This window comes from Francisella sp. LA112445 (genome assembly GCF_012224145.1).
Taxonomy (GTDB): domain Bacteria; phylum Pseudomonadota; class Gammaproteobacteria; order Francisellales; family Francisellaceae; genus Francisella.
In genome coordinates this window covers 1,532,515-1,544,606 of sequence record NZ_CP041030.1, presented here as the reverse complement: position 1 = coordinate 1,544,606, position 12,092 = coordinate 1,532,515, and the positions used below count along the sequence as shown (strand labels likewise).

Here is a 12,092-nt window from a genome sequence, read left to right as displayed (position 1 = left end):
TATTTAAACCCGTACAGACTTTGGGATAATTTTAGATTAGTTTACTTTAGAGTCGATATAGTCGTAAACATCTTTAACAGTTCTGATTTTCTCAGCATCTTCGTCTGGGATTTCAGTATCAAATTCTTCTTCTAGAGCCATAACTAATTCAACAGTATCTAGAGAGTCTGCACCTAAGTCATCAATGAAAGAAGCTTCTGGTTTAAGATCTTCTTCTTTAACACCTAGTTGCTCAACAATGATAGAGTTTACTTTAGCATATACTTCGTTTGCGCTCATCTTATTTTTTCCTTCTTATTTTTGTTTTAAAAATTGAAAATTTGTATTCATTTCTAATAATATTATTTTTTATTCATTTTTGCAATAATTTTCCAAAAATTAAGCCATATACATGCCACCATTGACATGAAGTGTTTGTCCAGTGATATATCTAGCATCTTCTGAAGCTAAAAATGCAACAGTAGCTGCTATATCTTTTGGCTCACCCATTTGACCTGATGGTATCTTAGTTGCGATAAATGATTTTTGCTCATCTGTGAGTTTATCAGTCATATCTGTTGCTATAAAACCTGGAGCTACAACATTAACTGTTATATTTCTACTAGCAACCTCATAAGCTAATGATTTTGAAAAGCCTATTACACCAGCTTTAGCAGCACAGTAATTAGTCTGACCTGGGTTACCTGCTGAAGCAACTACAGAACCAATAGAGATAATTCTTCCCCATCTTTTCTTCATCATTCCGCGAATACATTCTTTTGTCATACGGAAGATAGAGCTAAGGTTTGTATTGATAACAGCATTCCACTCTTCTTCAGACATTCTCATCATTAAATTATCACGAGTAATACCTGCATTATTTACTAGTACATCGATTGCTAGCTTTTGTTCTTTAACTTGAGCAAAAAAATCTTTAATGCTGTCTGCATCAGAAATATTTAAAACCATTCCTTTAGCATTGTAGCCTTTATCAGACATCGATTTTTCAAATTTTTCAGCTGATGCTTGAGTTGTAGCTGTTCCTATAACTGTAGCACCTTTGCTTGCTAATGTATTTGCAACTTCAAAACCAATTCCACGACTAGCACCTGTTACTAATACAACTTTTTCATTTAAAGACATTTATATCTCCTATTTAAATGTTTTCTAAACTGTCTACTGTGTTTGTATCTTTGATAGTTAGTGATTTATCTATTCTCTTTATAAGTCCACATAGTACCTTATTAGGTCCACACTCAATAACTTCAGATACTCCAAGACTAACAAGTTCTTCTACTGATTGAGTCCATAACACTGGCTTATATAATTGTTTAATTACAGCTGATTTTATTTCTGAAGGATTACTATGCGATTTTGCATCAAAGTTTTGTACAACAGCTGTAGTAGGCTCTTTAAATTCGACATTATTTAATTCAGTTTCAAACTTATCAGCTGCATTTTTCATTAGTGAGCAGTGAGATGGAACACTAACTGCTAAGATTTGAGCACGTTTAGCACCTTTCTCTTTAGCGATAACATTAGCTTTTTCTACGGCTGATTTTTCACCAGAGATTACTACTTGGCCAGTTGAGTTAAAGTTAGCAGCTTCGACTACTCCAACATCAGAGGCTTCTTGACATGCTTGGATTACATCATCATTTGATAATCCTAATATAGCACTCATGGCACAATCTTTATCAGTAACTGCATTTTGCATTAACTTACCTCTTGTTGATACAAGCTGTAAGGCATCTTTGTATGAGATGCATCCAGCAGCGAGAAGAGCAGTGTACTCACCTAAGCTATGTCCAGCAAAGTACTCTACATTAAGATCAGGTTTTTGTTCTTTTAAAACCTTGAAGATAGCATAGCTTGTAGCTAGAAGAGCTGGTTGTGTAAATTCAGTTTTATTTAAAGTGCTTTCATCATTTTGGATGATATCCCATAGATCATAACCAAGATGCTGTTTTGCCTCGTCAATAGTGTTTTTAAAAGTTTCAAAGTTTTCATAATAGTCCTGAAGCATTCCTAACTTCTGTGAACCTTGACCTGGAAAAACTATAGCTATTTTTGACATAGTAAAATCTCCTTGTTAAATAAAAGTAATTATATGCTAGATTATATTTTTGCGATAAACCCACCCCAGACAAATCCTGCGCCGAACGCTTCAGAAATTATTGTATCTCCGGGTTTAATTTGATTGTTTCTTACAGCATAGTCTAAAGCTAAAGGTATAGATGCTGCAGAAGTGTTACCATGGTCTTGTAATGTTGTAACAACTTTAGACATTGGCATATTTATTTTTTTCGCTGTTGAGTTTAAGATTCTATAATTTGCTTGATGAGGAACTAACCAATCGATATCGCTAGGCTCTATACCTGCTTCTGTTATTAGTTCATCAGCTAATGATGATAATCTTGAAACGGCAAATTTAAAAACCTTATTTCCTTCCATAATTAAGTATGGATCAATATCAATTCTTTGCCCTCTAGAGCTTGGAAGGTTATTCGGTACATTTAGCATTTCAAGACAAGAACCATCTGTAAATAATAATGAAGACAGTATTTTCTTTTCTTGGCTTGCTGAAACAACAACAGCACCTGCACCATCACCAAAAAGTACACATGTCGAGCGATCATTCCAATCAAGAACACGAGTCATTTTCTCTGCACCGATTACTAATATATTTTTAGAGCTTGAGCTTTCTATATATTGTTTTGCAATATCAAGAGCGTAGACAAAACCACTACATGCTGCAGAAACATCAAAACAACGAACTTTAAAATTTGTTATTCCTAAGCTCTGTTGAACCATAGATGCTGTTGAAGGCATGATGAAATCACCAGTACTAGTTGCAACTATGATAGTATCAATATCATTAGCCTCTAAGTTAGCTGCCTCCAGAGCTTTCTTTGCTGCTTGTGTTGCCATATAGCTAGTTGTTTCTTTTTCATTTGCACAATGACGTCTTTCTATTCCGACTCTTTGCTTTATCCATTCATCTGAAGTATCTACAAATTTACTTATATCTTCATTAGTTAAGATTTTTTCAGGTAAATAGCTTCCTGTACCTAGTATTTGTGAAAACATTATATAGTTATACCTACTTTAGTTAGATTAATAACAAAAAATATCCCAAACCAGTTAACATAAATAGCTTAGGACTCAAAAATTATTGTATCATGAATAAAAAGATTAAAGAACTTTTTCTAGAGATTCTTGAATTGTTTTAGGAATATTATATTTAATTTCTTTGATTGCTTCATAAATTGCTGTTTCAAAAGCATTAGCGCTAGCACTACCATGGCTCTTCACAACAATTCCTGTTAAGCCTAATAATGAAGCACCATTGAAACTATCAAGGTTCATTCCAGTTTTCATTTTTTTGAAAAATGGTAGAGCCATCATTAGAGGAATTTTCATCAACCAAGAAGTCTCTCTCATTGATTTTTTGATTAATGACTCGATAAGTCTTAAACTACCTTCCATAGTTTTTAATGATACGTTTCCTACAAAACCATCACAAACAATAACGTCAGTAGAGTCATCAAAGATATATTTACCTTCGATATAGCCTTGGTAATTAATAAAGTCACAACCTTGTAATAGCTTAGCTGCATTTTTAATATTGTCTAAGCCTTTCATTTCCTCTTCACCAATATTGAGCAGTGCAACTCTAGGTTCAGCAACACCTTTTGAACTAGCTGCTAATATTGAACCCATTATTGCAAATTGGAAAAGCTGCTCAGAAGAGCAAACAACGTTAGCTCCAAGATCAAGCATGTAAGTTTTGCTTAGTTGCCTAGTTTCCCTATTATATGCAGGAAGTGCATATACAATAGCAGGGCGATCTACACCATTTACAGTTTTTAATACAAACTTAGATGTAGCCATTAGTGCACCAGTATTACCAGCGCTAACACAAGCATCAACAGTGCCGTCTTTAACAAGGTTGATAGCCACTCTCATTGAAGAATCTTTTTTCTTTCTTACAGCAATTGATGGAGATTCATCCATAGCAACAGTTTCACTAGCATGGTGAATAGCTACTCTCTGTAATACAGGTAGTTTTATTTTTTTTACCTTTGAGTATCTGTCTAAAGCTCTTTTGACTTTGTGGTGATCACCAACAAGTACGATCTGTAGATTAGAGTCTTTCTTTACTGCTTCAAGAGCTGCAGGGATTGTGGTATTCAAACCGTTATCACCACCCATAGCATCTATAGATATCTTATAACTCATGATAAATAAAATTTCCTATATAGATAGTTAGTCGTGCTTATTAAAAATACTCTCTAATAAACGGGTTACTAAAGTAATTTGCGAAATTATTAGTCTTCAGATTTTGTGTTTACAACTTTTTTACCTTTGTAAAAGCCGTTAGGTGATACGTGATGTCTTAAGTGTAATTCACCTGTTGATTTGTCAGTAGACAAAGTAGGAGATGTTAAAGAGTCGTGAGATCTTCTCATATCTCTTCTTGATCTGCTTTTTTTAACCTGTTGTACAGCCATTTTAGTTAACCTCTTATTTTAATTTATTTTATTGAAAAAATATGTCACTTTAAGTTTTTAAGAACCTCAAAAGGATTCTTTTTTTCTTTAACAACATTTTCTTGTTCGCTATAGTATGAATGTTTTTTTACATTTTTACAAGTGTTAGAATCTTTTTTTGGTACTAATGGTAGGTCTAAAAGTATCTCTTCTTTGAGTATGTCACGTAAATCAATTACCGATTTATCGCATATAAAAGGTTCATATAAGCTATCAGAGGCTAGTCTATCATCTTCTACAATTATTATAGTATTTGATACTTTAAACTCATAATCAAAAGGTTCTAGGGTATTTTGACAAATTAGTTTAATAGTTGCACAAATATCATACTTTATACATGCATAATTTTTTTCCTCAAAAAATGAAAAGTTGCACTTAAAATCTTGAGGTATATCTTGAATCAATATAGAAATCTCTTCGGGATGTTCTAATGTAATTTTAAAATTTTCCAACTCCCTTTTTTGCTTAGCATATACAGAGTAATTTATCTGATAATAACTATCTTTCATTTTATCAAGTAGTGATCTTTAATTGTAATATTCTAGCGTGATTTCTTGTTTTATGAAAGTCTCTACTGTATTATCGTAATAATTAATGTTTTTGTGTTTCAACAGTTACAAATAAAAGGTCAAATACTAATGTCTTTATCGATTCCTCAAGAAGTTTCAAACGCTATAAGGTTTTTATCAATTGATGCAACATTGAAGGCTAAGTCAGGTCACCCAGGTATGCCAATGGGTATGGCTGATATTGCTACAGTCTTATGGACAAAGTTCCTTAAGCATAACCCTAAGAATCCAGGCTGGATAAATCGTGATAGATTTATACTTTCAAATGGTCATGGTTCAATGCTTTTGTACTCATTATTGCATTTATCAGGTTATGATGTGTCAATCGATGATATTAAAGATTTCAGACAACTTCATTCAAAAACTCCAGGACATCCTGAGTATGGCTATACTGCAGGTGTTGAAACTACAACTGGTCCACTAGGTCAAGGTGTAGCAAATGCTGTTGGTATGGCTTTAGGAGAAAAACTTTTATCGCAAAGATATAACACACCTGAAACAAAAGTTATAGATCATCATACTTATGTGTTTTTAGGAGATGGTTGTTTAATGGAGGGTGTTTCTCATGAAGCGTGCTCTTTAGCTGGAACATTAGGGTTAAATAAATTAATAGCTTTTTGGGATGATAATAGTATTTCTATTGATGGAGATACTAAAGGATGGTTTACAGACAACACAGTTGAAAGATTCGAGGCTTATGGCTGGAATGTTATTAAGGATGTTGATGGTCATGATTTCACAGCTATAGAGCAAGCTATTATTGATGCAAAAGCTGAAAAAGACAAACCTACTTTAATATGTTGCAAAACTATTATTGGCTTTGGGTCACCTGAAAAAGCAGGTACTGCTTCAGTTCATGGTTCACCTTTAAGCGATCAAGAGAGAGCTTCTGCTGCTAAAGAGTTAGGTTGGAGCTATGGAGCATTTGAAGTTCCTCAAGATGTATATAAATATTGGGATGCAACAGAGAAAGGCCAAGTTTTAGAGCAAAATTGGCAAAAAATATGGAATTCTTATAAAGGTAGTCCTAAGTTTGAAGAATTAAATAGAGTATTAAATAAAGAGTTACCTTCGGAGTTAAATACTGCTGTGAGTGAGTATATTAATGCTCAGTTAGCAAATCCTGTAAAAGTAGCTACACGTAAGGCTTCTCAAATGGCATTAGAAGTTTTATGTAGTAACATGCCAGAAATGTTTGGTGGCTCAGCAGATTTAACAGGATCTAATAATACTAACTGGAGTGGCTCTGTTTGGTTAAATAATACTGATGAAGGTGCTAACTACCTTTCTTATGGAGTCAGAGAGTTTGGTATGGCTGCTATTATGAATGGTCTAAGCTTATATGGTGGACTAAAGCCATATGGTGGAACATTCTTAGTGTTTAGTGATTATTCTAGAAATGCTATCAGAATGTCAGCACTTATGAAGCAACCTGTAGTTCATGTGATGTCGCATGATTCTATTGGTTTAGGGGAAGATGGTCCTACTCATCAGCCAGTTGAGCATGTACCAAGTTTAAGACTAATACCAAACTTGAATGTTTGGAGACCTGCAGATACAATTGAAACAATGATTGCTTGGCAAGAAGCAGTTAAAACAAAAGATACTCCAAGCGTGATGGTTTTAACTCGTCAAGGATTACAACCTGCTGTTGAAAACCAAGAGCAAGTAGCAAATGTTTCAAAAGGTGGTTATTTAGTTAAAGAGCATTCTGATGCGAAAGCAACAATTGTTGCAACAGGTTCAGAGGTTGAATTAGCTGCAAATACAGCTAAGGAATTTGAAAGTAAAGGTATAAAAATAAATGTTGCTTCTATACCATGTGTAGAAGTTTTTGATGCTCAATCTCAAGAGTATAAAAAATCAGTAATTAAAGATGATATTCCAGCTATTTTTGTAGAAATGGCACAGCCTGATATGTGGTACAAATATATGCCAAAAGCTGGCGGTGAAGTAAAAGGAATTTACAGTTTTGGTGAATCAGCACCTGCTGCAGATTTATTTAAACACTTTGGCTTTACTGTAGAGAATATTAGCAACATTGTTGCTAAATATGTGTAATAACTTTCGCAAGATAATATCTTAAGGAGATTAATAATGAGAGTTGCAATTAATGGTTTCGGTAGAATTGGTCGTTTAGCTTTTCGTCAAATGTTTGAGAAAGACGGAGTTGAAATTGTTGCGATTAATGACCTAACAAATCCAAAAATGTTAGCACATTTATTAAAGTATGATTCTGCTCAAGGTAGATTTTCAAAAGCAGCTGTAACATCAGCAAAAGAAGATTCTATAGTTGTAGATGGTAAAGAAATTAAAATATATGCAGAAAAAGATGCAGCTAACTTACCATGGGGTGAGTTAAATGTAGATGTTGTACTCGAGTGTACAGGTTTTTATGTGTCAAAAGCAAAATCACAAGCTCATATAGATGCTGGTGCTAAAAAAGTAGTTATTTCAGCTCCTGCTGGTAATGATCTACCAACAGTAGTATTTGGTGTTAACCATGACATATTAAACGCGGATGAGAAAATCATATCTGCAGCATCTTGTACAACTAACTGTTTAGCTCCTATGGCAAAAGGTTTACATGACCTAGCAACAATTGAAAGTGGTTTCATGACAACTATTCATGCTTATACAGGTGATCAAAACACTTTAGATGCTCCTCACGCGAAAAATGATTTTCGTCGTGCAAGAGCTGCTGCTGTAAATATTGTACCTAACTCAACTGGTGCAGCTAAAGCTATTGGTTTAGTTATTCCAGAATTAGCTGGTAAGTTAGATGGTGCTGCGCAACGTGTTCCTGTGCCTACTGGATCTTTAACTGAGCTTGTTGCTGTAGTATCTAAGAGCGTTACAGCTGAAGAAGTAAATGCTGCAATGAAAGCAGCTGCTAATGACTCTTTTGGTTATACTGAAGAAGAGTTAGTATCTAGTGATATTATCGGAATTTCTGAAGGTTCTTTATTTGATGCAACTCAAACTAAGGTTACTTCACTTGGTGATAAGTCATTGGTTAAAGTTGTATCTTGGTATGACAATGAAATGTCTTATACAAACCAAATGGTTAGAGTAGTAGAATATTTTGGAGCTTTATAAATCTGGAGTAAGTTATGAATTTTCTAACTTTAAGAGATGTTGATTTAAAGGGTAAAAGAGTTCTTGTTCGAGTAGACTTTAATGTACCTGTCAAAGATGGCAAAGTTACAAGTAAAGTTAGAATTGAGGCTGCTATTCCAACAATTCAATATATTTTAGATAAAGGTGGGGCTGTTATTTTAATGTCTCACCTTGGTCGTCCTACTGAAGGTGAATATGATCCTCAGTTTTCACTAGAGCCTGTAGCAGAAGCATTATCTCAAATCATTAATAAACCAGTTAATTTTGCTAAAGATTGGTTAAATGGTGTTGATGTTAAGACCGGTGAAATCGTTATGTGTGATAACGTTCGCTTTAATAAAGGCGAGAAAAAATCTAATGAGCAACTGTCTCAAAAGATAGCTAGTCTTGGCGATGTTTTTGTAATGGATGCTTTTGCTACGGCACATAGAGCACAAGCTTCAACCTATGGTGTTGCTGAGTTTATTCCGGTAGCGTGTGCAGGGTTACTTTTAGCTAAAGAAGTTAGTGCTTTGGAAAAAGTTCTAAAAGCTCCTAAGAAGCCGATGGCTGCGATAGTTGGAGGCTCTAAGGTATCTACTAAGCTAATGGTCTTACATAATTTACTAAAAAAGGTAGAGATCTTAGTAGTTGGTGGAGGTATTGCGAATACTTTTTTAAAAGCTCAAGGGTATGATATTGGTGCTTCTTTATATGAGGAAGATCTTGTTATCGAGGCTAAAGAAATCATAGCAGAAGCTAATTTAAAAGGTATTATTGTTCCAATACCAAGAGATGTAAGAGTTGCCAAAAAGTTTGATGAAAATGCTGAAGCTATAGTTAAAGATGTTCATGATATTGCTCATGATGATATGATCCTAGATATTGGGCCTAAGTCAGAGGAATATATAACAGAATGCCTAAAACAAGCAAATACTATCCTTTGGAATGGTCCTGTAGGAGTTTTTGAATTTGATAACTTTGCAGAGGGTACAAAAGCTTTATCTTTAGCTATAGCAGAGTCAGATGCTTTTTCAGTAGCTGGTGGTGGTGATACAATTGCCGCGATAGAAAAGTTTGATATAAAAGATAAGGTTTCTTATATATCTACAGCTGGTGGAGCATTTTTAGAGCTTTTAGAAGGTAAAAAATTACCTGCAATAGAAATGCTAATAAAAAAAGCAAAAAAGTAATTTAAGGTTTATTTATATGAGAAGAACAAAAATCTTAGCTACTCTTGGTCCAGCAAGTGAGTCTAGAGAAGCTCTGACAGAGATGATTAAAGCAGGGGTTAATGCTGTAAGATGTAATTTCTCGCATGGCTCTGCAGAAGATCATCGTAAAAGAGTCGATCTTATCCGTCAGATTGCAAAAGAGCAAGATACTTATGTTGGTATTTTAGCTGATTTACAAGGTCCTAAAATTAGACTATCAAAGTTTAAGAAAGGTTCTGTAGAAATTAAAAAAGGGCAGAAATTTACTCTTGATGCTGATTTAGGTCTTGAAGAAGGTGATGAAAATGCAGTAAGTATTGACTATAAAGAGCTAATACAGGATGTAAAAAAAGGCGATATACTATTAGTTGATGATGGTAAGATTGTTTTAGAAGTTGATTCAGTAAAAGGAAATAAGGCTATTACTAAGGTTGTTGTAGGTGGTAAAGTTTCTAATAATAAAGGAATCAATAAAAAAGGTGGTGGACTAACGGCACCAGCTCTTACAGATAAAGATAAAGAAGATATTAAAATAGCAGCAATGCTTCAAGTAGATTTCTTAGCAGTATCATTTGTTAGAGATGGTAAGGATATGGAGTATGCACGCCAACTTGTACATGAAGCTGGTTGGAAGCCTGCTATGGTTGCTAAGATCGAAAGAGCTGAAGCTGTTATAGAAGAGAACCTAAAAGGTATTGTTGATGCTTCTGATCTTGTAATGGTGGCACGTGGTGATTTAGCTGTAGAGATAGGCGATGAGAATGTTCCTGCAGCTCAAAAATTAATAATCACTACAGCTCGTCAGAATGAAAAAGGTTCTATCACCGCCACTCAAATGATGGAATCAATGATTGAAAACTCTTCACCAACACGTGCAGAGGCTTCAGATGTTGCAAATGCTGTATTTGATGGAACAGATGCTGTGATGCTTTCAGCTGAAACTGCAGTAGGTAAGTATCCTGTGGAAACTATTGAGGCAATGTCACGTATATGTGATTCAGCAGAGCATAGTAAATATAGCCATATGGTTAAAAAGCCTAAGATTGCTAGCTGTGGTCGTATTGATCAAGCAGTATCAGTAGCAGCTGTTAAAATTGCTAATGATATTAGTGCTAAAGGTTTAATAGTACTTACAGAAGGTGGTAATACTTCTCGCTGGATGTCACGTATAAATAGTGATCTACCTATTTATGCACTATCACGTAATGCTCCAACACTCGGTGCTATGACTTTATTTAGGGGTGTAGTACCTATATATTTTGATTCAACTAGAATGTCTAAGTTATATGTAAATAGATCAGCATCTATGGAGTTAGAAAGCAGAAAGTTAGCTAAAAATGGAGACGTTTTTGTTCTAACTAGTGGCGATAGTATGGGTGTACACGGAAGTACAAACAAAATTAAAGTAATAGTTGCAGGTCAAGTAAGATAAGGAGATAAATATGGCTTTAGTTTCACTAAGACAATTACTAGATCATGCTGCAGAGCATGGTTATGGACTGCCAGCTTTTAATGTGAATAACCTTGAGCAGGTTAGAGCTGTAATGGAAGCTGCAGACAGAGTAAATTCACCTGTTATTTTACAAGGATCTGCAGGTGCTAGAAAATATGCTGGTGCACCATTTATTAGGCATCTAGTTTTAGCAGCAATAGAAGAGTATCCACATATTCCTGTATGTATGCATCAGGATCATGGTACATCTCCATCAGTTTGTCAAAGATCTATTCAGTTAGGTTTCTCATCTGTAATGATGGATGGTTCGTTAAAATCAGATGGTAAAACTCCTTCTGATTATGAGTATAATGTAAATGTTACAAAAACAGTTTCAGATATGGCTCATGCTTGTGGTGTATCTGTTGAAGGTGAACTAGGCTGTCTTGGCTCATTAGAAACAGGGCAAGCAGGTGAAGAAGATGGTGTTGGAGCAGAAGGTACTTTATCTATGGATCAAATGCTTACAGATCCAGAAGAAGCAGCTGATTTTGTTAAAAAGACAAAAGTAGATGCTTTAGCTATTGCAATAGGTACTTCACATGGAGCTTATAAATTTACTAAGCCGCCTACAGGTGATGTTTTATCTATCAAGAGAGTAAAAGAAATTCATGCAAGAATTCCGGATACTCATTTGGTAATGCATGGTTCATCTTCTGTGCCTCAAGATTGGTTAGAAGTGATTAATAACTATGGTGGCGCTATGGGTGAAACTTATGGTGTACCTGTAGAAGAAATCGTTGAAGCTATCAAGTTCGGTGTGCGTAAAGTAAATATTGATACAGATCTACGTATGGCTGCAACAGGTGCAGTTAGAAGATTTATGGCTGAGAACCCTGCGGAGTTTGACCCACGTAAATATAATGCTGTAGCAAAAGTAGCAATGTCTGAGATTTGTCAGGCTAGATATGAAGCATTTGGAAGTGCTGGTATGGCTAGTAAAATTAAGCCTATATCACTTGAAACAATGTTCCAAAGATATGAAGCTGGTGAGTTAGATCCAATTATCAAATAAAATCTCTTTCTAAATTTTTCTTTAAATATTTTTTCCAAATTTATAATAAAATATAGCTTATACTCATAACACTGTTGATTTAATCAAGAGGATTCTACAAAAATCATTGTCATCCTCGTGCGTGACACGAAGATCTCCTAGCTATTTAAGAGATTCCCGCCTTCGCGGGAA

The 12,092-nt window shown here is 34.7% G+C and carries 12 protein-coding genes; 5 read left to right on the top strand and 7 right to left on the bottom strand.

Translation table 11 applies throughout. The features are described from left to right. Positions 1–36 precede the first annotated feature (36 nt). From acpP to FIP56_RS07480, 7 genes are all read right to left on the bottom strand, one after another. A complete protein-coding gene (gene acpP / locus FIP56_RS07510; protein ID WP_004287370.1) occupies positions 37–279 on the bottom strand; it encodes an acyl carrier protein in 243 nt (80 codons plus the stop codon). 99 nt (positions 280–378) lie between these two features. Continuing rightward, entirely contained in the window at positions 379–1,122 is a 744-nt protein-coding gene (gene fabG, locus FIP56_RS07505) for a 3-oxoacyl-ACP reductase FabG (protein ID WP_192578311.1), read from the bottom strand. A 13-nt stretch (positions 1,123–1,135) separates the two neighbouring features. Beyond that, positions 1,136–2,056 carry an ACP S-malonyltransferase gene (fabD, locus tag FIP56_RS07500; RefSeq protein WP_192578310.1) on the bottom strand — a complete coding sequence of 307 codons (921 nt, stop codon included), beginning with the start codon at positions 2,054–2,056 and terminating at the stop codon, positions 1,136–1,138. Positions 2,057–2,097: 41 nt separating this feature from the next. Beyond that, a complete protein-coding gene (locus FIP56_RS07495; RefSeq protein WP_192578309.1) occupies positions 2,098–3,069 on the bottom strand; it encodes a beta-ketoacyl-ACP synthase III in 972 nt (323 codons plus the stop codon). A 105-nt stretch (positions 3,070–3,174) separates the two neighbouring features. After that, positions 3,175–4,221 (bottom strand): phosphate acyltransferase PlsX, encoded by a 1,047-nt coding sequence (gene plsX / locus FIP56_RS07490; protein WP_192578308.1) that lies wholly within the window; start codon positions 4,219–4,221, stop codon positions 3,175–3,177. Positions 4,222–4,310: 89 nt separating this feature from the next. Beyond that, the gene (gene rpmF, locus FIP56_RS07485; protein WP_192578307.1) at positions 4,311–4,493 is read right to left on the bottom strand and encodes a 50S ribosomal protein L32; all 183 of its coding nucleotides are present in this window, start codon (positions 4,491–4,493) and stop codon (positions 4,311–4,313) included. Positions 4,494–4,537: 44 nt separating this feature from the next. Continuing rightward, positions 4,538–5,041, bottom strand: coding sequence for a YceD family protein (locus tag FIP56_RS07480; protein ID WP_192578306.1), 504 nt, complete (start codon positions 5,039–5,041; stop codon positions 4,538–4,540). A 129-nt stretch (positions 5,042–5,170) separates the two neighbouring features. On the opposite strand from FIP56_RS07480, the gene tkt reads away from it, so the two are divergent. From tkt to fba, 5 genes are read left to right on the top strand one after another with little or no spacing between them, the layout of a single operon-like run. Then, on the top strand, positions 5,171–7,162 hold the full coding sequence (gene tkt / locus FIP56_RS07475) for a transketolase (RefSeq protein WP_192578305.1): 1,992 nt from the start codon (positions 5,171–5,173) through the stop codon (positions 7,160–7,162). A gap of 36 nt (positions 7,163–7,198) precedes the next feature. Further along, on the top strand, positions 7,199–8,200 hold the full coding sequence (gap, locus tag FIP56_RS07470) for a type I glyceraldehyde-3-phosphate dehydrogenase (RefSeq protein WP_192578304.1): 1,002 nt from the start codon (positions 7,199–7,201) through the stop codon (positions 8,198–8,200). 14 nt (positions 8,201–8,214) lie between these two features. After that, complete coding sequence (locus FIP56_RS07465; protein ID WP_192578303.1) at positions 8,215–9,393, top strand: phosphoglycerate kinase; 1,179 nt, start codon at positions 8,215–8,217, stop codon at positions 9,391–9,393. A gap of 16 nt (positions 9,394–9,409) precedes the next feature. Beyond that, entirely contained in the window at positions 9,410–10,846 is a 1,437-nt protein-coding gene (gene pyk, locus FIP56_RS07460; RefSeq protein ID WP_192578302.1) for a pyruvate kinase, read from the top strand. A 10-nt stretch (positions 10,847–10,856) separates the two neighbouring features. Then, on the top strand, positions 10,857–11,921 hold the full coding sequence (gene fba, locus FIP56_RS07455) for a class II fructose-bisphosphate aldolase (RefSeq protein ID WP_192578301.1): 1,065 nt from the start codon (positions 10,857–10,859) through the stop codon (positions 11,919–11,921). The last annotated feature ends 171 nt before the right edge of the window (positions 11,922–12,092 follow it).

Coding starts and splice junctions, on each gene's coding strand:
- fba (WP_192578301.1), top strand. CDS start 10,857: ATGGCTTTAGTTTCACTAAGACAATTACTAGATCATGCTGCAGAGCAT.
- fabD (WP_192578310.1), bottom strand. CDS start 2,056: ATGTCAAAAATAGCTATAGTTTTTCCAGGTCAAGGTTCACAGAAGTTA.
- plsX (WP_192578308.1), bottom strand. CDS start 4,221: ATGAGTTATAAGATATCTATAGATGCTATGGGTGGTGATAACGGTTTG.
- fabG (WP_192578311.1), bottom strand. CDS start 1,122: ATGTCTTTAAATGAAAAAGTTGTATTAGTAACAGGTGCTAGTCGTGGA.
- pyk (WP_192578302.1), top strand. CDS start 9,410: ATGAGAAGAACAAAAATCTTAGCTACTCTTGGTCCAGCAAGTGAGTCT.
- FIP56_RS07495 (WP_192578309.1), bottom strand. CDS start 3,069: ATGTTTTCACAAATACTAGGTACAGGAAGCTATTTACCTGAAAAAATC.
- rpmF (WP_192578307.1), bottom strand. CDS start 4,493: ATGGCTGTACAACAGGTTAAAAAAAGCAGATCAAGAAGAGATATGAGA.
- tkt (WP_192578305.1), top strand. CDS start 5,171: ATGTCTTTATCGATTCCTCAAGAAGTTTCAAACGCTATAAGGTTTTTA.
- acpP (WP_004287370.1), bottom strand. CDS start 279: ATGAGCGCAAACGAAGTATATGCTAAAGTAAACTCTATCATTGTTGAG.
- FIP56_RS07465 (WP_192578303.1), top strand. CDS start 8,215: ATGAATTTTCTAACTTTAAGAGATGTTGATTTAAAGGGTAAAAGAGTT.
- gap (WP_192578304.1), top strand. CDS start 7,199: ATGAGAGTTGCAATTAATGGTTTCGGTAGAATTGGTCGTTTAGCTTTT.
- FIP56_RS07480 (WP_192578306.1), bottom strand. CDS start 5,041: ATGAAAGATAGTTATTATCAGATAAATTACTCTGTATATGCTAAGCAA.